Origin of the sequence: Zoogloea sp., assembly GCF_041911615.1 — a bacterium.
In the GTDB taxonomy this organism is placed as follows: Bacteria; Pseudomonadota; Gammaproteobacteria; order Burkholderiales; family Rhodocyclaceae; genus Zoogloea.
Window position 1 is genome coordinate 1 of the sequence record NZ_JAYROR010000011.1, and the last position, 20935, is coordinate 20935.

General features: G+C 72.1%; 25 protein-coding genes. 12 read left to right on the forward strand and 13 right to left on the reverse strand.

Features of this window, described 5'->3' with window-relative positions; translation table 11 throughout:
* The 5 genes from ACE3P2_RS01465 to ACE3P2_RS01485 all read left to right on the forward strand — a co-directional run.
* A partial coding sequence (locus ACE3P2_RS01465) for a B12-binding domain-containing protein (protein ID WP_374260101.1) occupies nucleotides 1-634 on the forward strand: 634 nt, incomplete at its 5' end.
* Entirely contained in the window at nucleotides 631-795 is a 165-nt protein-coding gene (locus ACE3P2_RS01470; RefSeq protein WP_374260103.1) for a DUF2256 domain-containing protein, read from the forward strand. The genes ACE3P2_RS01465 and ACE3P2_RS01470, both read left to right, overlap by 4 nt.
* Entirely contained in the window at nucleotides 792-2327 is a 1536-nt protein-coding gene (locus ACE3P2_RS01475; protein ID WP_374260105.1) for a cryptochrome/photolyase family protein, read from the forward strand. Before ACE3P2_RS01470 ends, ACE3P2_RS01475 begins: the two co-directional genes overlap by 4 nt.
* A 4-nt stretch (nucleotides 2328-2331) precedes the next feature.
* On the forward strand, nucleotides 2332-2892 hold the full coding sequence (locus ACE3P2_RS01480; RefSeq protein WP_374260107.1) for a lipocalin family protein: 561 nt from the start codon (nucleotides 2332-2334) through the stop codon (nucleotides 2890-2892).
* Nucleotides 2893-3042: 150 nt separating this feature from the next.
* Nucleotides 3043-3357, forward strand: a complete 315-nt coding sequence (locus ACE3P2_RS01485) for a BON domain-containing protein (RefSeq protein WP_374260109.1) — start codon at nucleotides 3043-3045, stop codon at nucleotides 3355-3357.
* Between the two features lie 235 nt (nucleotides 3358-3592).
* On the opposite strand, the gene ACE3P2_RS01490 is transcribed toward ACE3P2_RS01485, so the two are convergent.
* Complete coding sequence (locus tag ACE3P2_RS01490; RefSeq protein ID WP_374260112.1) at nucleotides 3593-3994, reverse strand: response regulator; 402 nt, start codon at nucleotides 3992-3994, stop codon at nucleotides 3593-3595.
* Between the two features lie 308 nt (nucleotides 3995-4302).
* Between ACE3P2_RS01490 and ACE3P2_RS01495 the strand changes: the two genes are divergently transcribed.
* The 3 genes from ACE3P2_RS01495 to ACE3P2_RS01505 are packed head-to-tail and all read left to right on the forward strand — an operon-like array spanning nucleotide 4303 to nucleotide 6267.
* Complete coding sequence (locus tag ACE3P2_RS01495; RefSeq protein WP_374260114.1) at nucleotides 4303-4482, forward strand: hypothetical protein; 180 nt, start codon at nucleotides 4303-4305, stop codon at nucleotides 4480-4482.
* 4 nt (nucleotides 4483-4486) lie between these two features.
* Nucleotides 4487-5461, forward strand: a complete 975-nt coding sequence (locus ACE3P2_RS01500; RefSeq protein WP_374260117.1) for a diacylglycerol kinase family protein — start codon at nucleotides 4487-4489, stop codon at nucleotides 5459-5461.
* A complete protein-coding gene (locus ACE3P2_RS01505) occupies nucleotides 5458-6267 on the forward strand; it encodes a metallophosphoesterase (RefSeq protein ID WP_374260119.1) in 810 nt (269 codons plus the stop codon). Before ACE3P2_RS01500 ends, ACE3P2_RS01505 begins: the two co-directional genes overlap by 4 nt.
* Before the next feature lie 13 nt (nucleotides 6268-6280).
* Here ACE3P2_RS01505 and ACE3P2_RS01510 read toward each other — a convergent pair whose 3' ends face one another.
* From ACE3P2_RS01510 to ACE3P2_RS01525, 4 genes are all read right to left on the reverse strand, one after another.
* On the reverse strand, nucleotides 6281-7480 hold the full coding sequence (locus ACE3P2_RS01510; RefSeq protein WP_374260122.1) for a DUF2252 family protein: 1200 nt from the start codon (nucleotides 7478-7480) through the stop codon (nucleotides 6281-6283).
* 13 nt (nucleotides 7481-7493) lie between these two features.
* Nucleotides 7494-8144, reverse strand: coding sequence for a lipocalin family protein (locus ACE3P2_RS01515; RefSeq protein WP_374260124.1), 651 nt, complete (start codon nucleotides 8142-8144; stop codon nucleotides 7494-7496).
* A 91-nt stretch (nucleotides 8145-8235) separates the two neighbouring features.
* Nucleotides 8236-8664 carry a hypothetical protein gene (locus tag ACE3P2_RS01520; RefSeq protein WP_374260126.1) on the reverse strand — a complete coding sequence of 143 codons (429 nt, stop codon included), beginning with the start codon at nucleotides 8662-8664 and terminating at the stop codon, nucleotides 8236-8238.
* Nucleotides 8665-8790: 126 nt separating this feature from the next.
* The gene (locus tag ACE3P2_RS01525; RefSeq protein ID WP_374260129.1) at nucleotides 8791-9111 is read right to left on the reverse strand and encodes a YqjD family protein; all 321 of its coding nucleotides are present in this window, start codon (nucleotides 9109-9111) and stop codon (nucleotides 8791-8793) included.
* A gap of 222 nt (nucleotides 9112-9333) precedes the next feature.
* Here ACE3P2_RS01525 and ACE3P2_RS01530 point away from each other — a divergent pair, with 222 nt between their 5' ends.
* Nucleotides 9334-9969, forward strand: a complete 636-nt coding sequence (locus ACE3P2_RS01530) for a response regulator (protein WP_374260132.1) — start codon at nucleotides 9334-9336, stop codon at nucleotides 9967-9969.
* On the opposite strand, the gene ACE3P2_RS01535 is transcribed toward ACE3P2_RS01530, so the two are convergent.
* The 5 genes from ACE3P2_RS01535 to ACE3P2_RS01555 form a co-directional block, all read right to left on the reverse strand.
* On the reverse strand, nucleotides 9943-11346 hold the full coding sequence (locus ACE3P2_RS01535) for a CHASE3 domain-containing protein (protein ID WP_374260135.1): 1404 nt from the start codon (nucleotides 11344-11346) through the stop codon (nucleotides 9943-9945). The two genes, ACE3P2_RS01530 and ACE3P2_RS01535, sit on opposite strands and share 27 nt — an antisense overlap.
* Nucleotides 11347-11481: 135 nt before the next feature.
* Entirely contained in the window at nucleotides 11482-11649 is a 168-nt protein-coding gene (locus ACE3P2_RS01540) for a DUF1328 domain-containing protein (protein WP_374260138.1), read from the reverse strand.
* Nucleotides 11650-11675: 26 nt separating this feature from the next.
* The gene (locus ACE3P2_RS01545; RefSeq protein ID WP_374260141.1) at nucleotides 11676-11852 is read right to left on the reverse strand and encodes a hypothetical protein; all 177 of its coding nucleotides are present in this window, start codon (nucleotides 11850-11852) and stop codon (nucleotides 11676-11678) included.
* A gap of 166 nt (nucleotides 11853-12018) precedes the next feature.
* On the reverse strand, nucleotides 12019-12132 hold the full coding sequence (locus ACE3P2_RS01550; protein WP_374260143.1) for an RtcB family protein: 114 nt from the start codon (nucleotides 12130-12132) through the stop codon (nucleotides 12019-12021).
* Entirely contained in the window at nucleotides 12129-13235 is a 1107-nt protein-coding gene (locus tag ACE3P2_RS01555) for an RtcB family protein (protein ID WP_374260146.1), read from the reverse strand. The genes ACE3P2_RS01550 and ACE3P2_RS01555 overlap by 4 nt, the downstream gene beginning before the upstream one ends.
* A 106-nt stretch (nucleotides 13236-13341) precedes the next feature.
* Here ACE3P2_RS01555 and ACE3P2_RS01560 point away from each other — a divergent pair, with 106 nt between their 5' ends.
* Together ACE3P2_RS01560 and ACE3P2_RS01565 are read left to right on the forward strand one after the other, a co-directional pair.
* Nucleotides 13342-16047, forward strand: coding sequence for a cation-translocating P-type ATPase (locus tag ACE3P2_RS01560; RefSeq protein ID WP_374260189.1), 2706 nt, complete (start codon nucleotides 13342-13344; stop codon nucleotides 16045-16047).
* Nucleotides 16044-17075: a zinc-dependent alcohol dehydrogenase family protein gene (locus tag ACE3P2_RS01565; RefSeq protein WP_374260148.1), complete on the forward strand. Its 1032-nt coding sequence runs from the start codon at nucleotides 16044-16046 to the stop codon at nucleotides 17073-17075. The genes ACE3P2_RS01560 and ACE3P2_RS01565 overlap by 4 nt, the downstream gene beginning before the upstream one ends.
* A gap of 1 nt (nucleotide 17076) precedes the next feature.
* Here the strand turns inward: ACE3P2_RS01565 and ACE3P2_RS01570 are convergent, their stop codons facing one another.
* The 3 genes from ACE3P2_RS01570 to ACE3P2_RS01580 form a co-directional block, all read right to left on the reverse strand.
* Entirely contained in the window at nucleotides 17077-18477 is a 1401-nt protein-coding gene (locus ACE3P2_RS01570; protein WP_374260151.1) for a dihydrolipoyl dehydrogenase, read from the reverse strand.
* A 1-nt stretch (nucleotide 18478) separates the two neighbouring features.
* Nucleotides 18479-19360: a YihY/virulence factor BrkB family protein gene (locus tag ACE3P2_RS01575; RefSeq protein WP_374260154.1), complete on the reverse strand. Its 882-nt coding sequence runs from the start codon at nucleotides 19358-19360 to the stop codon at nucleotides 18479-18481.
* Between the two features lie 296 nt (nucleotides 19361-19656).
* Entirely contained in the window at nucleotides 19657-20055 is a 399-nt protein-coding gene (locus ACE3P2_RS01580; protein ID WP_374260156.1) for a BLUF domain-containing protein, read from the reverse strand.
* A 137-nt stretch (nucleotides 20056-20192) separates the two neighbouring features.
* Between ACE3P2_RS01580 and ACE3P2_RS01585 the strand changes: the two genes are divergently transcribed.
* Entirely contained in the window at nucleotides 20193-20930 is a 738-nt protein-coding gene (locus tag ACE3P2_RS01585; protein WP_374260159.1) for a Crp/Fnr family transcriptional regulator, read from the forward strand.
* Nucleotides 20931-20935: the final 5 nt, after the last annotated feature.

A 20935-nucleotide genomic window follows, 5' to 3' on the forward strand; every position in this document is an offset into this window, starting at 1 on the left:
GCCGGAGGCCGCCGACGCGCTGGCCGAGCTGCTCGCGCTGCTGCGTCAGCACGACAGCGCCGGCTACCTGCAGGCCATGCAGCAACGCCTCGCGCGGCAGGGCTTGCAGCGTTTTGTCCAGGACACGGTGGCGCCGCTCACCCTCGCGGTGGGCGAGGCGTGGGAGAGCGGGCGCTTCGAAGTGTTCGAGGAACACCTGTTCACCGAGCTCACCAAGCGTCTGCTGCGCCAGGTCATCGCCACCCTGCCGGCGGCCAGTCAGCGGCCGCGGGTGCTGCTCACCAGCGTGCCCGACGAGCAGCACGTGCTCGGCCTGCTGATGGTCGAGGCGCTGCTGGCACTGGAAGGCGCCGAGTGCATTCCCCTCGGCACCCAGATGCCGCTGCTCGAGATCGGCCGCGCCGCCGTTGCCCACGAGGCCGACATCGTCGCCCTGTCGTTCTCGCTGGCCTTTCCCCAGCGCCAGGTGAGCGGCCTGCTCGACAAGCTGCGCCAGCTGCTGCCGCCGGCCACCGCGCTGTGGGCCGGCGGCGCCGGGGCCGAGCGGGTCGCGCCGCCGGCTGGCGTGCATGTGATGGTCGGGCTGACCCAGGCGGTCGATGCCCTGAAGGCGTGGCGCGCGGCGCATCCATGAAAACCGGTTTCCGCGGCAACAAACAGGCGCTGCCCAGCAAGCCCTGCCGGGTCTGCGGTCGCCCGATGAGTTGGCGCCGCAAGTGGGCCCGCAACTGGGACGCCGTCGCGGTGTGCTCCGATGCCTGCCGCCAGCGCGCCCGCGCCACGCCACGCCCATGAGCCGCCTGTTCCTGATCCTTGGCGACCAGCTCCACCCCGACCCGCATCCGCTGCTGGTCGATTTCGACCCGGCGCGGGATCGCCTGCTGATGGTCGAGGCGCCGGCCGAATCCACCCACGTCTGGAGCCACAAGGCGCGCAGCGCGCTGTTCCTCGCCGCGATGCGGCACCGCGCCGAGGCCTTCCGTGCGGCCGGCGTGCCCCTCGACTACCTGCGTCTCGGCACCCATCCCCATGCCGGTCTGGCGGAGGCGCTGGGCGCGGCACTGGCCGCCGGCCCGGCGCGGGCGGTGGTGATGCTCGAGGCCGGCGACCTGCGCGTCCAGCAGGGCATCGAGCAGGCCTGCGCGGCGCGCGCCACGCCGCTGCTGGTGCGCCCCGATCCGCATTTCCTGTGCAGCCTCGACGACTTCGCGGCCTGGGCCGGCGAGCGCGACAGCCTGCGCCTGGCGTTCTTCTACCGCTGGCAGCGCAAGCGCCACGACATCCTGATGGCGGGCGATGCGCCGGTGGGCGGGCAGTGGAACTTCGACGCCGACAACCGCCAGTCCTTCGGCCGCCACGGCCCCGGCCTGCTGGTGCCGCCGCCGCCGCGCTTCCCGCCGGACGCCCTCACCGCCGGCGCCATTGCCGACGTGGAGTCGCATTTTCCCGATCATCCCGGCCGCACCGCCGGCTTCGCCTGGCCGGTGACCCCGGCCCAGGCACAGCAGGCGCTCGACGACTTCATCGCCCATCGCCTGCCCGAGTTCGGCCGCTGGCAGGACGCGATGTGGACCGACGAGCCCTTCCTGTGGCATTCGCTGCTGTCGCCGGCGCTCAACCTCAAGCTCATCGACCCGCGCACGGTGATCCGCGCCGCCCTCGACGCCCATGCCGCCGGGCGGGTGCCGCTGGCGGCGGCCGAAGGCTTCGTGCGGCAGATCCTGGGCTGGCGCGAGTTCGTGCGCGGCATCTACGCGCGGCGCATGCCGGCGCTGGCGCAGGCCAACCAGTACGGCCACGACACGCCGCTGCCGGCCTGGTTCTGGACCGGCCGCACCCACGCCGCCTGTCTCGCCGCGGTCGTCGGCCAGACCCTGACCCATGGCTACGCCCACCACATCCAGCGCCTGATGATCACCGGCAACTTCGCCCTGCTCGCCGGCCTCGACCCACGCCAGGTGGCCGACTGGTACCTGGCGGTGTACGTGGACGCGGTGGCCTGGGTCGAGGAGCCCAATACCCTCGGCATGGCGCTGCACGCCTGGCCCGGCATGACCAGCAAGCCCTACTGCGCGAGCGGCGCCTATATCGATCGGATGAGCAACTACTGCCGCGGCTGCCGCTACGCGCCAACCCGCCGGGTCGGCCCCGACGCCTGCCCCTTCACCACGCTGTACTGGGACTTCCTCGCCCGCCACGCCGACCGTTTCGCCCAGATGCCGCGGATGGCCCTTCCCCTCAAGAACCTGCGGCGCCTGCCCGAAGCCGAACGCGAAGCCATCGCGGACCAGGCCCGGGTGCGTCGCGCTCACCTCGACCAACTTTGAAATCATGAAAAAACGCATCCTTGCCGCGCTGCTCTGCCTCGGCTGCGCGAACTTCGCCGCCTTCACCGCCGCGTCGGACCCGACGCCCGCGCCCCTCGAACCGATCCGCAGCCTCGACGTGCTGCGCTACATGGGGCGCTGGTACGACGTCGCCCATTACCCCAACCGCTTCCAGGCGCGCTGCGTGGCCGACTCGCGGGCCGAATACCGCCTGCTGCCCGGTGGCGACGTGCAGGTCACCAACCGCTGTCGCCTCGCCGACGGCCAGACCGACGCGGCGGAGGGCCTCGCGCGGCAGCTCGGCGTGGCCGATTCGGCGCGGCTGCAGGTGCGCTTCGCGCCGGCCTGGTTGTCCTTCCTCTCGGCGGTGTGGGGCGACTACTGGGTGGTGGACATCGCCGACGACTACCGCTGGGCGGTGGTCAGCGAGCCGCGGCGCGAATACCTGTGGGTGCTGTCGCGCACCCCGCAGCTGGACGCCGCCGACACGACCCGGGTGCACGCGCGTCTGGTCGAGCTCGGCTTCGATCCGGCCCGCCTGGTGACCCTGCCCACGGGCGAGTAAACCACCGCCCCGCTTCGGGCAGGATTTGTCCTACATGCCAATCCGCCGTGTCGGACATCGCCCCCCTGAAGTTCGCTCTATCCTTGCTTCAGCAGTACCCACCGGGGGTATCCACCCCGTACCGATGCGATGAACCCGAAGGAGCCCAAAATGAAAATCACCACCGCCGCCACCCTTGCACTCGCCGGCCTGCTGGCCTTTACCGCCGCCGGCTGCGCGGTGACCCGCGAGCAATCCACCGTCGGCCAGTACGTGGACGACGCCACCATCACCACCCGCGTCAAGGCCAAGTTCGCCGAGGACAAGACCGTCAGCGCGATGGCCATCAACGTCGAGACGCTGAAGGGCGTCGTGCAGCTCTCCGGCTTCGCCAAGAGCGGCGCCGAGCGCAGCCAGGCCGAAGACCTCGCGCGCGGCACGCCGGGCGTGGCCTCGGTCCGGAACGACATCATCGTCCGGCCCTGAGGCGGGATGCCGCGTGCAAACGAAGGGGTGGGCGACCACCCCTTTTTTTTTCGGGCGGCGATTCGGGAAAGGAAGAAGCGGGCAGAGACGGGATGCCGCGAGCAAGGGCAGGAGAAAGGGCAGGGCGGAAGACGGGGCAGGGAAACGCGAAGGGCCAGACCCGCCCGCAGGCGGACGCCGCACGCCGCGCCGGTCGGCGGCTGCGCGACCGGGAAGGAGGCGCTCGCGTGGCGCCTCAGTGCGCGCGCGCTTCGGCGGCGCGCTGGACGTATTCCAGCAACTCGTCCATCTGGAACGATTTGTCGAAGAAGGCGGCCGCCCCCAGGTTGAGACAGCGGTTCTGGACCACCGGGTGGGCGTGGTTGGAGAACACCACGGTGCGCGGCGCGCCGAACTCGCCCGGCGCGTTGAACACCGCGTTGAGCACGTTGAGCCCGGTGCCGGTGCGCAGCTCGAGATCGACGATGGCCAGTTGCGGACGCGCGTCGCGCAGCAGGTCGATGGCGGCGGCTTCGCTGTCGGCGTGGCCGATCAGCTCGACCCCGGGGATGCTGGCGAGCATCCCCGAGAGCAGATCGAGGAGGACGGGGTTGTCCTCGACGATCACGGTTTTGAGGGGGGGCGTTTCTGAAAGCATGGTCGACTCGATTGATCCTGCGGTGTTCATCGGGGCCGGCGGGCCCGGCGGAGCAACAGTTCTGCCACTCTCGATGCCAGTCTAGGCCGGTGCCGGGAAACGCTCCGTCGGCTGGAGCCGAATCCCTTGTCAGTCGAATCCCACACCTCGCCGATGGGGGCGACCGTTTTTACCGAGATTACTCCCCGCGTCCACGGCGTGTCTGTCGGTGCCGTCCTACAGCAATGTGGGCGATCGGCCCACAGGCGGAACTTCGTCACGGCGCTAGAGTCGGGATGTTCACCCATCCGCTCGAAAGGAGCCCGCCGATGTCCGCCCCCTTCGTGGCGCTGTTGCGCCGAATCTTTGCGCGTTTCTCCGTCGTCCGTCGCGATGGTGGCGCCGGGCTGACCGTGGCGCCGGCGGACGACGGCGTGCCGGCGTGGATCGGCTGCGAGTCGGCGCATCCCCATCTGCAGGGCGCGTTGCGGCCGGCCGAACGGCGCTGAGGCGATGGCGACTGCTCCCACCCCGCCACTCCTCGGCGACCCGCCGGCGTGGGTGGTGGTGGTCAATGGTGCCGCCGGGCGTCAGCAGGGCGAAGACCTCGCCGCGACGATTCGCCACGCGGTGAGCGCCGCCGGCCGGCAGGTGAGCGTGCGCCTGGTGACCCACCCGGGCGAGCTGGGCATGACCGCCGTGGCCGCCGCCGCCCAGGCCCGCGCCCTGCGCGGCCTGCTGGTGGCGGTGGGCGGCGACGGCACCCTCAACACCCTCGCCGCGGCGGCCCTCGACGCCGGTGTCGCGTTCAGCGCGATTCCCCAGGGCACCTTCAACTATTTCGGTCGCTGCCACGGTTTTCCGGCCGATCCGGCCGAGGCCGTGGCAGCGGTGCTCGACGGCTGCCTGAAGCCGGTGCAGGTGGGCAGCCTGGGCGGGCGGATCTTTCTGGTGAACGCCAGCTTCGGCCTCTACCCGCGGCTGCTCGAGGACCGCGAGGCGTTCAAGCAGCAGTGGGGGCGCAGCCGCGCCGCGGCCTGGGGGGCGGCGCTGCTGACCCTCCTCGGCCACCATCGCCAGCACCGCATCCACCTGCAGGGCGTGGGCCCCGACGGGGCGACGGTCGAACGCACGCTCACCAGCTCGACGGTATTCGTCGCCAACAACCGCCTGCAACTCGAGCAGGTCGGGGTGCCCGAGGCGGCGGCGGTGGAAGCCGGCGCGCTGGTCGGGCTGGTGCTGCGGCCGATGGGCCGCGGCGCGATGATCGGTCTGGCCCTCAAGGGCGCCCTGGGGCGTCTGGGCGAGGCCGAGGACGTGGAGCGCCTGGTGTTCCGGCGCCTCCAGATCGAACCGGGCCGCCCCTGGTGGCGGCCCCACGAGGTGGCGGTGGCGGTGGACGGGGAACAGACCCGGATGCGGCCGCCGCTGATTTTCAGTGTGGCGGGGCAGCCCTTGTGGCTGATGGCCCCGCGAGAGCGTGAATGAGCGTCATCCTGCAGATTTCCGATACCCACTTCGGCACCGAGCGACAGCCCGTGGCCGAAGCCTTGCTGGTGTTCGCCGAACGGCTGGCGCCGGATCTGATCGTCGTCTCTGGCGACATCACCCAGCGCGCCCGCCCGGCCGAGTTCGCGGCGGCGGCGGCGTTCATGGCGCGCCTGCCTGATTGCCCGCAGCTGGTGGTGCCGGGCAACCACGATCTGCCCCTGTTCGACCTGTGGTCGCGGCTGCTGTCGCCCTACCACGGCTTCACCCGCTGCTTCGGCGATGAGCTGGCGCCCCAGTGCGTGCTGCCCGACCTGCTGGTGACCGGCGTGGACAGCACCCGCCGGCTGCGCCACAAGCGCGGCGAGATTTCCCATGCCCAGATCGAGTCGGTGAGCCGGCGCCTGCGCCGGGCGCGGCCGGGCCAGCTGCGGGTGGTGGTGGTGCATCACCCGCTCGACGTGGCTGACCCGGTGGATGCGCCGGAGATCGTCCACGGCGCCCGCGAGGCGGTCTCGACGTGGGCGCTGGCGGGCGCCGATCTGGTGTTGTCGGGCCATGTCCACGCGCCCCTGTGCCGCCCGCTGGCGGAGCGCTACGGCGCGGTTGCACGGGGTGCCTGGGCGGTGCTGGCCGGCACCGCGATGTCGACCCGGCTGCGCGGCGGCCATCCCAATTCGGTGAATGTGATCCGCCACGACGTGGTGGGCGGCGAGCGGCGGTGTCTGGTGGAGCGGCGGGATTTCGACGAGCAGCGGCGGGAGTTCCGGCTGGCGGCGGTGCAGCCGCTGCGCATCGGCGGCTGACCGGCGGGCCGCGTCAGCGGCGTTCGATCGTCGCGATGTGGCGGCGGCAGTGTTCCAGGTAGCCCCGTTCGTGGCTGGCCAGCGCATCGACGATGCTGCGCCACAGCCACGACGGCGCGTCCACCACCTTGCTGCGCGAGCTGCGCAGTTCGCGCTGCCAGCGGTGCCGGGTGTCGGCGTCCATCTGGCCGGCGTGGGCGAGGCCGACCACCTGTCCGAGGTAGCGGGCGATGGCGTCGATGGTGGCCGGCGGCAGCCGGTCGGGCTCGATCTTGAGATCCTGCGGCAGCAGCTCGCGCATCGCCATCGGCCGTTCGAGCAGCCGCACCGCGGCCATCCGTTCGCCCAGCGCCGGGGCCAGCGCGCTGGCGGCGCGCACCACCCGGGCGGCGTTGTCGCGGGGCATTGGCGCGTCCTCGTAGCGCGGCGCGGCGGCGGGCGGGGCTTCCTTCATGTCCACCATCGCCATGCGCCGCTTGCCGTCGGCGGCGCCGACTTCGAGCAGGATCGCGTAGCGCAGGCGACCGAGGCTGCTGCAACCCTTGACCCAGTAAGCCGCGTCGGAGAAGGCCACCGATTCGTCGGGTGCCGCGAGCCCCAGGCGGGCGGCGAGGGTGGGCAGCGCGTCGGGGTCGAAGATCTCGCCGATGGCACGCCGCTCGCGCTGCGACAGGGGCCAGAAGCGGCTGCCCAGCGGAATCCGTGGCCGGGTGTGACTCAGGTGGTCGCGGGCGAGCTGCTTCCAGCTGCGGGCGAGGGCCTGGCGCATCACCACCTCGATGGCCGACGGCGGGGCGATGGGCGTCGGGCGGCGCCCGAAGGCGCGGGCGTAGGCGTCGAGCAAGGCTTCGACCATCCGCACGCTGACCGCGCCGGGCAGGTTGGCGCTGCGGCAGGCGCTGGCGAGGGACAGGCCGAGGCGGATCAGGTCGTGGGCGGGGTTGCCGATGACGGCCTGGTCGAGGTCGCGGATCTGCACCCCGACGGCGCCGTCGCGGGCGGCCAGGGGGCCGAGGTTGCCCACGTGGCAGTCGCCGCAGATCCAGATCGCCGGTCCGGCCGGCAGGCTGTCGCCGGCGGAGGCGGCGAGCCATTCGTAGAAGCGGCCGGTGTTGCCGCGCACGTAGGCGTGGGCCGAGCGGGCCATCTTGCGGTTGCGGCGGCGGGCCAGACGTTCGGCGCGGTCGGCGGGGCGGGGGCAGCGGAAGGGCATGGCGGGCTCCGGGTCAGGCGTTGCGGCCGGGGTGGCGGACCGGGATGAGGTGGCGGGCGGGGAGGCCGCGGCTTTCGAGCCTCGCGGCGAGCTGGCGGAAGGTGCCGGCCGCGGCGTGCGGGTCGCGGGCGAGGATGCGCAGGCCGGCGCCGTGGCGATCGGTGACGGCGGCGAAGCGGTAGCCGGGGTCGAGCAGCACCACTCGGTAGTCGGACCACGCGGTGGGCAGCGCCCGCAGCAGCGCGGGCTGGTAGCTCACCGCCAGGTGGGCGGGGGCGCCGTCGGGGCGCACCACGCCGTCGCGCCGTCGCACCAGGCCGTCGGCGCCGACGCATTGGTCGAGCACCGCGAGGCTGCCGTCCGGGGCAAGGCGATAGACGGCGGAGATGTCGTGGGCACAGTCGCGGATGAAGGGGTCGGCGGCGTCGGCGGCGTGGGCGATCTCGTACCAGATGCCGGCGTAGCGCTGCAGGTCGACCGAAGCGACCGGGGCGACCGCCGACGGCGGAAGCTCGGGCGCCGGGTTGGCGGATACCACCAGGCCGATGGTCTGCAGCAGTACGCCGCACAGCAGGCCGCGCAGGCGCTGGAGCACGGCGCGGGGCGTGCCCGTCGGGCGGGCGTCCGTCGGAGTAGAAAACAGGTGAGCGAAGGGGGCGGGCATGGCGAACCTCGGGCGTGAGGGGCCGGCGGCACGGCCACGGTGGGCCTGCCGGCGCGCGGGGAGCGGTGGGGAGCGGGCGGTGGAGCCGGGCTTACATCTGCCAGCGGCGCGGTTCGCCGTCCGGGGTGCTGTCGTCGGCGCCGGACAGCACCAGGCGTTCGCCCTGCAGATCGAGGCGGCTGACCGGGATGGCGATCTCGCCGGCGACCGCCGCGTCGCGCCCGTAGGTGGCGATCAAGGCGTAGGCGCCCTGGCCGGCGTTGCCGCCGATCACCGCGGTGAGGCGACCGAGGGGCGCGCCACGGGGCGAATACACGTCGCGTCCGACCGCCTGGGCGTCGGGCTGCCAGCCGTCGTTAGCCGAGAAGGCCGCGGCCGTCAGTGCCCGGTCGGCCCCGCGCGGGGCGATCAGGGTGTGGGCGGTGGCGCCCGCCAGGAAGGCCATCAGCAGGCCGCCGGCGACGGTGGCGAGGAGGGTCGGACGGTGCAGGATGTGGCGGACGGCGGCGGTGGTCTTCATGGTTTTGCTCCCGGCTGTGGCGGGTCGTGGGTCATGACGCCATGATGTTCCGGTTCGTGGGTGGCCGGCAGTCGTCGGCGGCCGATAGCCGTGTAGGACAAGACCTACACGGCGCGGGCGTCCGACTCAGTTGCGGCGGCTGATCACGGCGCCGAGCAGCACGCCGGCGGCACCGATGACGGCGGCGGCGCGCCACGGGTTGTTGCTGATGTAGTCGCAGGCGCTGTCGCGGCCCTGGCACAGGTTGTCGGCGGCGAGGCCGGCAAAGCTGCGGGCGGCGCTGCGCACGTTGTCGAACACGCCGCTGCCGGTGTCGCGGGCGGATTCGAGCGCGGCTTCGAGGCGGTCGCGCAGCTCGGGAATCTGTTCCTGGGTGGCGTCCTTGAGATCGGCGAGGATCTTTTCGACGTCGGAATGGAAGCGATTGGCTTGTTGTTCGATCTTCATGACGATTTTCTCCTGTGGTTTCGATCCTGTTTCGCGGCACCACCCGGCGGGTGGCGTCCGTGATGCGGTGATTCCACTTTATGCCGTCATGCCGCCCGGGACTGTCCGACGACGGCGGAAGGCGGTGTAGGCGTATTCCGTCGTCACTGTCGGAATCGGGTAGGATGGCGCGACGGGGCGCGACCGATACAATTGCGCCACGTTTCCCCGAAGGAGTGTGTCATGTTGCGTCTGGCGATTGTCGATGATCACAAGATCGTGCGGGCGGGTTTCCGCGAGATGCTGGCCGATGAAATGGGCATCCGCGTCGAGTTCGAGGCGGCGTCCGGCGAAGAGGCCTTGCAGTTGCTGCGCGAGCAGCCCTGCGACGTGCTGCTGCTGGACCTGTCGTTGCCCGGTCAGAGTGGCGTCGATGTGCTGCGCGCGGTGCGCCAGCGCTACGACGCGTTGAAGGTGCTGGTGTTGAGCGGTTTCCCCGAGGAGCGCTACGCCCTGCCGATGATCCGCAACGGTGCCAACGGCTACCTGTGCAAGGACTGCGAGCGCGACGAGCTGATCCGCGCGATCCGCACCGTGGCCCAGGGTCGGCGCTACGTGTCGGCGCGCACCGCCGAGCTGCTCGCCGACGACCTGGCGGGGGTGTCCACGTCGCTGCCCCACGAGAGCCTGTCGGAGCGCGAGCTGCAGGTGTTCCTGCGGCTGGCGCGGGGCGAGTCGGTGTCGGGGATCGCCGACGTGCTGAACCTGAGCGTCAAGACGGTGAGCACCTACCGCTCGCGACTGCTCGAAAAGCTCGAAGTGACCAGCAACGCCGAACTGGCGGCCTACGCCCTACGCCATGGGCTGATGGTTGGTTGACAGCGGCCGCAGCGGCATCCGTGCGTCGATGCGGGTGCCCTGGCCGGGGGCCGAGGTGACTTCGAAGCGCCCCGAGAACATCTGCGCCCGGTGCTTCATGCCGGCCAGGCCGTGGCGGCTGATCTGGGCGTTGGTGGTGTCGAAACCCTCGCCGTCGTCGCGCACCCACAGCTGCACCTCGTCGCCGACCAGTTTCAGGCCGATGTCGATGCGGTGGGCGTGGGCGTACTTGCGGATGTTGGTGATCGATTCCTGGACGATGCGGAACAGCGCGAGGGATTGCTCTGCGGGGCAGGGCGGATCGCGCTCCGGCAGTTCAAGGGTCAGCGCGAACTCGCCGCGCAGTTCGTCGGTGAGGGCGCGCAGCGCCTCGACCAGGCCGAGCCCCTGGAGCAGCGGCGGCCGCAGGTCGTCGATGATCCGCCGCTTGATGGTGATGCCCGAACCGATGGTGTCGATGAGGCGACGGAAGCGCGCCTGGATGTCGGGCCCGGCGTTCGCGCCGACGGTCCGCAGCAGCCAGCTCGAATCCATCTTGGCGGCGGTCAGCAGGGCGCCGAGCTCGTCGTGCAGCTCGCGGGCGAGGCGCGCACGCTCGGCCTCGCGGGCATCGGTGAGGTAGGTGGCGAGATCGGACAGCTCGCGGGTGCGCTGGGCGACGGTGGATTCGAGGACTTCGTTCTCGTGTTCGAGCAGCTCGGCGATGCGCGCCCGCAGCGTGGTCTGGCGCTGCTGCACGCCGAACAGCGAGACGATCAGCCCGAGGGCGCCGAGGGCGAGGATGGTGACGGTGTGCTGGATGTCGCGAAAGCGCTTCACCGACTCGTCCACCAGGGTGCGGTTGCGTTCCTCGAGATGCTGGCGCAGCACCGCGATCGACAGCCGGATCTGGTCCATGTAAGCCTTGCCGGCGCCGCCCTGGCCCGGCGGGCCGGCGCTGACGACACGGCCGGCCTTCACCGTCTCGGCGAGCAGGGTGCGCTTGAGGTGGATCAGCTTGCGCAGCATCTCGAACTCGTCGCGATCGCTGCTGTCGGGCGGAAAATCCTTGTCGATGCGCGCCAGCAACGGGTCGATGGCGCGCTCGCTCTCCTCGTAGGGCTCGAGGTAGACCAGCTTGTGGTCGTTGAGGAGGTAACCGCGCACGCCGGTCTCGGCGTCGAGGGTGAGCGCCAGCAGCTTGTCGAAGCGGTCGATCTGTTCTTTGTAGGACTGGGCGTCCTGCATCGCCTTGACCCCGAACTGCGAGTGCAGGCGGCCGAACGCGAGCAGCGACAGCACCAGGGTGCAGCCCAGCGCGACCAGCAGGAAGGGCCACAGGCGGCGCGGACGCAGTCTGGCGAGTTGGTCGCGCAGCGAGGCGGGTTGAAGGCTCATGGGCGGAAGCGGGTCGGCCGGCGGGCGCGGGGACGTGTCAAGTTTGCCAGAGTCGGGGCGGGCCGGTGCCATTAAAGCCGCCGGGAGGCCGCGGCAACGGCGGCGTCCCGGCGGGGCGGAAGGTGGCGGTGGGCTTCAAGGCCGGCCGCGGATCAGGTTGATGACGAAGCTCGCCACGGCCAGCACGATGAACACGAAGAACAGGATCTTGGCGATCTCGGCGGCGCCGGCGGCGATCCCGCCGAACCCGAACACCGCGGCGATCAGGGCGATCACGAAAAACACGACTGCATAGTGAAGCATGATGGTCTCCTTCGATTCGATGAATTTCAGCGATGGAGGAGGCCGGTCAGGTCGAACGACTCGCGCTGCGTCGTTGCCATGCCGGCAAGCAGGGTGGCGAGATCGAGATCGTCGTCGATCATCTCGTTCCACGGGTCCCGGAGGCGCTCGGTGAACATCCCCTTGAGCTGCGTCCAGTGGCTTTCGACGGTTTCGCGCTTCATGGCCTGCTCCTCTGCTGTATCGGGCTTTGCGGGCCCCGGCGACGTTTTCCCGGGGCGCTGCGCACGATGCCAATGTACGGCAGGGGCCGACGGCGGACCGTCGGTCGGCTCCGAATGAAATGTGGGATTCGTCCGACGCCCATTCCGGGCGCCGCGGCGGGCCGGCTCAGCCCTTCACGCAGACTACCTGGCGCAGGGTATGCACCACCTCGACGAGATCGGCCTGGGCCGCCATCACCGCGTCGATGTCCTTGTAGGCGAGGGGGATCTCGTCGATCACGGCGGCGTCCTTGCGGCATTCGACGCCGGCGGTGGCGCGCACCTGATCGGCCACGCTGAAGCGCGCTTCTTCGCCTGGGTGCGGCTCATCGTGCGGCCGGCGCCGTGGCTGCACGAGCAGAACGCCTCCTCGTTGCCGCGTCCGCGCACGATGTAGCTGCGGCTGCCCATCGAGCCGGGAATGATGCCGAGCTGGCCGCGATGGGCCGCCACCGCGCCCTTGCGGGTGACGAGCACCGGCTGCCCGAAATGGGTTTCCCGCGCCACGTAGTTATGGTGGCAATTGACCGCCTCCAGCGCCGCCGAGAACGGCCGGGCGACGATCCGCCGCGTCGCCGCGACCACCGCCTGCATCATCAGCGCGCGGTTGTGGCGGGCGAAATCCTGCGCCCAGCCCACCGCCTCGAGGTAGTCGTCGAAATGCCGGCTGCCCTCGCGAAAGTAGGCCAGGTCGCGGTCGGGCAGGTTGGCGAGGTGCTGGCGCATGTCCTCCTGGGCCAGCGTGATGAACAGGTTGCCGATGGCGTTGCCGACCCCGCGGGAGCCCGAGTGCAGCATGAACCACACCCGATCGGCCTCGTCGAGGCAGACCTCGATGAAGTGATTGCCGGTGCCCAGGGTGCCCAGGTGCAGGCGGTTGTTGGTGCGTTCGAGCTTGGGATACTTGGCGACGATGCGCGCGAAGCCGGTGGCCAGCCCGCGCCAGCCGGCATCGACGGCGGCGGGGGCGTCGGCCCAGGCGCCGGCGTCGCGGGCGCCGAAAGTCTTGCCGTGGGGCACCGCGGCCTCGATGGCGCTGCGCAGGCCGTGCAGGCCGTCGGGGAGGTCGGCGGCACCGAGGTCGGTGCGCACCGCCATCATGCCGCAGCCGATGTCCACGCCCACCGCCGCCGGGATGATCGCCCCGACGGTGGGAATCACGCTGCCGATGGTCGAGCCCTTGCCCAGGTGCACGTCCGGCATCACCGCCAGGTGGCGGAAGATGAAGGGCAGCGTGGCGGTGTTCATCAGCTGGCGGCGGGCGTCGTCCTCGACCGGGACGCCACGGGTCCACAGCTTGATCGGCGCGCCGCCGGGGACGGCGAGGGTGTCGTGGGTGCGCATGGGCGCATTATGCGGGATGCGGCGGGGGCGCTTCACCCGGGGGCGCCACGCGGCGATTTGATCTGGCGCCTTTCGCCGCGCCGGCGCAGGTCGTAAAGTGACCGTCATGCCCGGTTCGCCGCGTGCCGCGATGAAGATCCACCAGCTCGCCATTCCCGACGTCCTTGCCAGCGTGCGCAGTTCGGCGCAGGGGCTGGATTCGGCCGAAGCGGCGGCGCGGCTCGCCGAGTACGGCCCGAACCGGGTCGAACCCCTGGCGCGCGAGCCGGCCTGGCTGCGCCTCGCCAAGGAATTCACCCACCTCTTCTCGATCATCCTGTGGATCGCCGCCGGGCTCGCCTTCGTGGCCGACGGGTTCGATCCGGCTCAGGGCATGGCGCGGGTCGGCTGGGCGGTGGTGGCGGTGATCCTGGTGTCCGGGCTGTTCTCGTTCTGGCAGGAGCTGCGCGTCGAACGGACCCTGGCCGCGCTGCAGGGCCTGCTGCCGCCCCGCGCCGAGGTGCTGCGCGACGGCGTCGCCCACCGCCTGCCGGTGGCCGAGCTGGTGCCCGGCGACGTGATCGTGCTCGCCCAGGGCGACAGCGTGCCGGCCGACTGCCGGCTCATCGAGACCTTCGGGATGCGGGTCAATCGCGCCACCGTCACCGGCGAATCGCGCCCGCGCAGTTGCGATGCCGGCCCGTCCGACGAAGAGCGCGCCCTCGACGCCCGCAACATCCTGCTCGCCGGTACCGCGGTGGTTGCCGGACAGGGGCGGGCGGTGGTGTACGCCACCGGCGCCCACACCGAGTTCGGGCGTATCGCCCGGCTCACCCAGCGCGGCGGCGACGCGTCGCCCCTGCGCCGGGAGATCGCCCGCCTGTCGCGGCGCATCGCGTTGCTGGCGCTGGGCATGGGCGCGGCCTTCTTCGTGGCCGGGCGGCTGATGGGCGTACCCTTCTGGCGCGACGCGATCCTGTCGCTGGGCATCATCATCGCGCTGGTGCCCGAGGGCCTGCTGCCCACCCTCACCCTCTCGCTGGTCCTCGCCGCCCAGCGCCTGGCCCGCCACAACGTGCTGATCCGCCACCTGCCGTCGGTGGAAACGCTGGGCTCGGTCACGGTGATCTGCACCGACAAGACCGGCACCCTCACCGAGAACCACCTGCGCGTATGCCGGCTGGTGCTTGGGCTCGACGCGGCCGACCCGGCGACGCCGGGCCTCGCCGCGCGTCACCCGCTGTTCTTCCGGGTGGCCCGCGGCTGCCAGGATCTGGCCGAAAGCCGGTGCGACGGTCGCCTGCAGCTCGACGGCGATCCGCTCGAGATCGCGCTGGTCGAACTCGCCGCCCCCCACGTGCCGCCCCCGTCGGCGCGGCTCGACGAATGGCCCTTCGATTCGACGCGGATGCGCCAGTCGGTGCTGCTCGCCGATGCGGACGGCCCGCTGCTGGTGTGCAAGGGCGCCCCCGAGCGCGTGCTGCCCCTGTGCGGCGCGGTGGACGACGGCGCGGCCATCCGGCCCCTCGACGCCCCCGCCCGGGCCCGTCTGCAGGCCGCCCAGGACGACATGGCCGAAGCCGGCCTGCGGGTGATCGCCCTGGCCGCCCGCCGCCTGCCGCCAGGCACGCCCCACGACGCCGCCGAGTCCGATCTGGTGCTGTGCGGCCTCGTCGGCCTGGCCGATCCGCCCCGCGCCGAGGTGGACTCCGCCATCGCCACCTGCCGCGCGGCGGGGATCAAGGTCGTCATGGTCACCGGCGACCACCCGCGCACCGCGCTCGCCATCGCCCGCCAGATCGGGCTGGTGCAAGGCGCCGCGCCGCGGATCGTCACCGGACCCGAGCTCGCCCGCCTGCACCCGGCCCAGCTCCAGCTTGCCCTTGACGCGCCGGAGATCCTGTTTGCCCGCGTCGCCGCCGACCAGAAGATGCGCATCGTCGAGGCGCTCAAGGCCAAGGGCCAGGTGGTGGCGGTGACCGGCGACGGGGTGAACGACGCGCCGGCCCTGGCCGCCGCCCACATCGGCATCGCGATGGGCCGGTCGGGCACCGACGTGGCCAAGGAGGCTGCCGACATGGTGCTGCTGGACGACCACTTCGCCAGCATCGTCGCCGCCATCGCCGAAGGGCGGGCGGTGTTCCGCAACATCCGCAAGTTCCTCACCTACGTGCTGGTGCACAACGTGGCCGAGCTGGTGCCGACGCTGGCCTTCGCGGTGTTCCGCATTCCGCTGCCGCTCACCCCGGTGCAGGCGCTGGCCATCGACATGGGCACCGACTCCCTCACCGCGCTGGGCCTCGGTGTCGAGCGGGGCGATCCCGCCCAGATGCGCCGTCCGCCCCGCGCCCGCACGGCGCGCCTGTTGAGCCTGGCGGTGGCGCTGCGGGCCTACCTCTTCCTCGGCCTGTTCGAGGCGGTGGCGGTGCTGGCGGTGTTCTGCCAGGTGCTCGCCGGCGGCGGCTGGGCGTACGGCGCCGACCTGCCGGCCGATTCCCTGCTGTACCGCCAGGCCACCACCGCCAGCTTCGCCACCGTCGTGGTGCTGCAGATCGTCAATGTCTTCCTGTGCCGCAGCGCGGTGCGCTCGATCCTCGTCACCGGGCTGGGCGGCAACCGGCTGATCCTCGGCGGTGTGGCGCTGGAGGCGGGCCTGCTTGCGCTGATCGCCTACACGCCGTGGGGCAATGCCCTGTTCGGTACCGCGCCGCTGCCCGCCGGCGCGTGGCTGGCCCTGCTGCCGTGGGCGGCGGGGATGATCCTGATCGAGGAAGCACGCAAGCTGTGGGTCCGCCGCCGGCTGGCCCGAACCGCAACCGGAGCGCCATCATGACCACCCGAACCTTCGATGCCCTTCCCGCCACCATGCGCGCGATGGTCCTGCGCCAGCCGGGCACGCCGCTGGTGCTCGAAACCCGCCCGGTTCCGAGGCCCGGCCCCGGCCAGGTGCTGCTGAAGGTGGAGGCCTGCGGGGTCTGCCGCACCGACCTGCATCTGGTGGATGGCGAGCTGCCCGACCCGGTGCTGCCCATCGTGCCCGGCCACGAGATCGTCGGCCGGGTGGCCGGCCTGGGCGACGGGGTTGCCGGCTTCGCGCCCGACCAGCGCATCGGCGTGCCGTGGCTGGGCTGGACCTGCGGCGCCTGCCGTTTCTGCACCAGCGGCCGCGAGAACCTCTGCGACCACGCCCGCTTCACCGGCTACCAGATCGACGGCGGTTACGCCGAATTCGCCGTGGCCGACGCCCGCTACTGCTTTGCGCTGGCCGACAGCGCGGCGCGGCCGTCGGCGCTGGCCCTCGCGCCGCTGCTGTGCGCCGGGTTGATCGGCTACCGGGCGTTGCGCCTGGCCGGCGACACCGGGCGGGTCGGCCTGTACGGCTTCGGCGCGGCGGCCCACATCGTGGCCCAGGTGCTGCGCCACCAGGGGCGGCCGTTCTACGCCTTCACCCGACCGGGCGACGGCGAGAGCCAGGCCTTTGCCCGCGCGCTGGGGGCCGCGTGGGTCGGCGACGCGGACCAGCGGCCGCCCGAACCCCTCGACGCCGCGCTGATCTTCGCCCCCGCCGGCGCGCTGGTGCCGGCGGCGTTGAAACACCTCGACAAGGGCGGCGTGGTGGTCTGCGCCGGCATCCACATGAGCGACATCCCGGCTTTCGCCTACGCCGACCTGTGGGGCGAACGGATGATCCGCTCGGTGGCCAACCTCACCCGCCGGGACGGCATCGACTTCCTGGCCCTCGCCCCCCGCGTGCCGGTGCGCACCGCGGTGACGCGCTTTGCCCTGGCCGACGCCAACCTCGCGCTGGACGCGCTGCGCCGCGGGGCGCTGCAGGGTGCCGCGGTGCTGGCGACGGACTGACTCAGCGGTCGCCTTGCAGGGCCCGGGCGAGCGCCTGCAAGGCGGTGCGCAGGCCCTCTTCGAGTACCGGGTGGTAGAAGGGCTGGTCGAGCAACTGGGCGACGCTGTCGCCGCGCTGCACCGCCCAGGCCAGCAGGTGGGCGAGGTGCTCGGCGTCGGGCCCGAACAGCTCGGCCCCCAGCAGGCGCCCGTCGCCGCGACGGCCATAGACCCGCAGCAGGCCCTCGTTGCGCAGCATGACGCGGGCGCGCCCCTGGTTGGCGAAGTCCACCTCGCCGACCGCGAAGTCGCTGCCGGCGGCGCTGAGGCGCGCGTGGCTCGCGCCGGCGATGGCCATTTGCGGATCGGTGAACACCACGTTGAGCGGGGTGCGGCGCAGGCCGGGACGCAGGTTGGGATAGCGGCCGGCGTTGTCGCCGGCGATGCGTCCCGCGTCGTCCGCCTCGTGGAGCAGCGGGCGGTCGGCGCTCGCGTCGCCGGCGATGAACACCGGGCTGTCGCCCACCTGGCCGGTGGCCGGATCGAACGGCGGCACGCCGCGGTCGTCGACGGGCAGACCGGCGGCGGCCAGGTCGAGGTCCGCCAGATCGGGGTGGCGTCCGGCGGCGGCGAGCAGGTAGTCGAAGCGCTCCGCGCGGTCCTCGCCCGCTTCGTGCCAGCGCACCACCACGCCGTCGCCCTCGCGCGCCACCTCGGGGTCGCCGATGCCGCGGCTGCACGGCAGCGCCTTGTCCGCCCAGGCCCCCACCCGGGCCTGAAGCGCCGGGTCGGTGAGCGGGCCGATCCTCTGGCTGCGCCCGAACAGGCGCACCCGCACGCCCAGGCGGTGCAGGGCCTGGGCCAGTTCGAGCCCGATCACGCCGGTGCCCACTACCGCCACCGCGCCCGGCAGCTCGGGCCAGTCGAAAATCTCCTCGCTGGTCACCAGCCGTTCGCCCAGCGCGGCGCGCCAGGCCTCGGGCACGCTGGGGCGGGCGCCAGTGGCGATGACGACGCGGCCGGCGTCGATCTGCGTGCCGTCGTCGAGGGCGAGACGGCCCGGTCCGATGAAGCGGGCGCGGCCCCGCAGGCGATGGGCCGCCGGCCAGCCGTCGACGGTGTCGAGCACGAAGCCCACGAAGCGGTCGCGTTCGCGGCGGACCCGCGCCATCACCGCCGCGCCATCGACCGCCAGGCCCGCCACCCGCACCCCGAAGGCGTCGGCCTGACGGGCGGCGTGGGCGTGGTCGGCGGCGGCGATCAGCAGCTTGCTGGGCATGCAGCCGGCCCGCGCGCAGGTGGTGCCGCCGGGGCCCGATTCGATCAGCACCAGACGTTCGGTGTGGGCGCGGGCGGCCCGGTAGGCGCGCATCCCGGCGGTGCCGGCGCCGATGATCGCCACGTCGACTTCGATTCGTTTCATCTCATCTCTCCTCGGGGGCCGGCGCGGGCGCGCCGCGCTGGACGAACAGGACGCAGGCGCCGAACAGGAAGATCTGCGCCGACCAGTAGATCCACATCAGGATGGCGGCCAGGGAACCGGCCGCGCCGTAGGCCGACGCAACACCCGACTGCCCGAGGTAGGCGGCGATCAGGTAGCGCCCGACGGTGAACAGCACGGTGATGACCAGCGCCGCCGGCAGGGCCGCGCGCCAGCCGATGCCGGCCGGGGCGAGGCGCGCCAGCAGCAGGGCGAACAGGCCGGCGCTGAAGGCGTTCATCAGCAGCAGATCCACCGCGCCGACGAGTACCCCGAGCCCGGCGATGCCCTCGCCGAACCACGCGAAGGCGGCGTGCATCGCGGCTTCGGCGATCAAGGTGACGGCCAGCAGGAAGCCGATCCCCAGGGCCAGCGCGAGCCCGCCCAGGCGACTGAAGAGCATCCGCCGCAGGGCGGGCCCTTCGCGCGGCCCCTGCTGCCAGATCGCCTCGAGGGCGGCCTGCAGTTCGAGGAAGGTGGCGCTGGCGCCGATCAGGGTGGTGCCCACCGCGATCCACGCGGCGAGGCCGGCGGACTGGATGCGCGCCAGGGCACGGCCGGTGATCTCCATGATCGCGGCGGTCTCGACCGGGCCGAGCAGGCGCAGCAGGTAGTCGTGGATCGCCACCTGGGCCTCGGCGGTGCCGAGCAGCAGTGCGATGCCCGCCATCACCACCACCAGTAGCGGGGCGATCGAGAACACCGTGTAAAAGGCCAGCGCGGCGCCGTGGCGCGGCACGTTGCGTGCGATGAACAGCTGCGCCGCCGGCCACAGGCTGGCCATCAGCGTTGGGGTCGGCGAGGCCGACGGGAAGTGGGAAGACATGGCGCCTCCTCGCGCAAGCGGCCGCCCGCGACGGGGGAAAAGCGTACGGGGAGCGGTGCGGCCGGATCTGCAGTATCCGCCCGAGGTGCTGGCGCGGGCCATCAGGAAACGCCCAAAGGGCTGTAGGAATCGTCCGGCAGCGTCGCCTGTGGGCGCAGTCCTACAGGGGGCGGCGCTCGGGTCCGACAGCCCGCCGCGGCGCGGCGCGGTTTAATGCAGGCATGAGATACGCATCGCTTCGCGCCGCCTTGGGCGCCATCTTCGCCGTGTTGCCGCCGGTCCGTCGGGGTGCCCGTTCAGGGCGCCAGGTCGAGGCCGGCCACCAGTCGGGGCAGGTCGGCCAGCAGGGCGTCGGGGGGCTGGCGGACGAAGTCGTCGAGCACGCTGTCGTCGGTCGAGCAGGCATAGCCCATGATCCAGTCGGCGAAACGCCGCGGGCCCGTCAGCGGGCGATCCACCAGGGGCGTGAAGTCGGTGTGGCGCGGGTCGCCGCGCAGCCGCGCGACGCGCGCGGCGAGCTGCGCTGGGTCCCCTTCGAGGTAGCCGAAGAAGCGCCACCCGTCGAACACCAGGATGCCGGTCAACCCGGCCGCGTGGTTGTTGACCCGCGATACGCGCACGATGTCGGTCACGCTGACCGGGCTCAGGGCCGGGAGGAGGAGGCTGGTGAATGCGAACTGGTGCAGGCAGACCATGACGGAACATCCTCCTGCTTCGGGTGGGTGGCGCACTGTAGTGCCGCGACGCCCCGTTCGCCACGTCAAATGACATTGCCGGCGCAGCCGAAATCTGCCAGGGGTTTCCTGCGCGGGCCCGATGCCGGAGGGCCGAGATGAGCCACGCCACCCCCTGCGACGCTTGCCCGCTGCGGGCCCGCGAGGGCTTCAAGCCGCTCGGCGGGGCCGAACTGGATTTCATCGAGACCCTGCGCAGCCGCGAGCTGCAGCGCGACGCGGGCGAAACCCTGCTGCGCGAAGGTCAGATCACCGGCGAGCTGTACACCCTGCGCGCCGGCTGGGCCTTCCGCTACCGCAGCCTGCCCGACGGGCGGCGCCAGATCCTCAACTTCCTGCTCCCCGGCGACTTCATCGGCCTGCAGGCCGAAATGGCCGGCAAGCTGCCCCACGGCGTCGAGGCGCTCACGCCGCTGCGCCTGTGCGCCTTTCCCCGCGACGGCCTGTGGGAGGTGTATCGCCGCTTTCCCGGCCTGGGTTACGACCTCACCTGGCTGTCGGCCCACGAGGAGCTGATCGTCGACGAGAACCTCGTGTCGGTCGGACGGCGCAGCGCCCTCGAACGCATCGCGATGCTGCTGGTGCACCTCTACAAGCGGGCGCGCAGCGTCGGAGAGGAGGGCGAGGACGGCGCCATCGTGTTTCCCCTCAACCAGCAGCACATCGCCGACGCCCTCGGCCTGTCGCTGGTGCATACCAACCGCAGCCTGCGCCGCCTGCAGGCGCTGGGCCTGCATCAGATCGCCGCGGGCCGCCTGCGCCTGCTGCGGGTGGACGCCCTGCAACGCCTCGCCGAATACCACGCCCTGCCGCTGCACAGCCGGCCCCTGATCTGACCCGC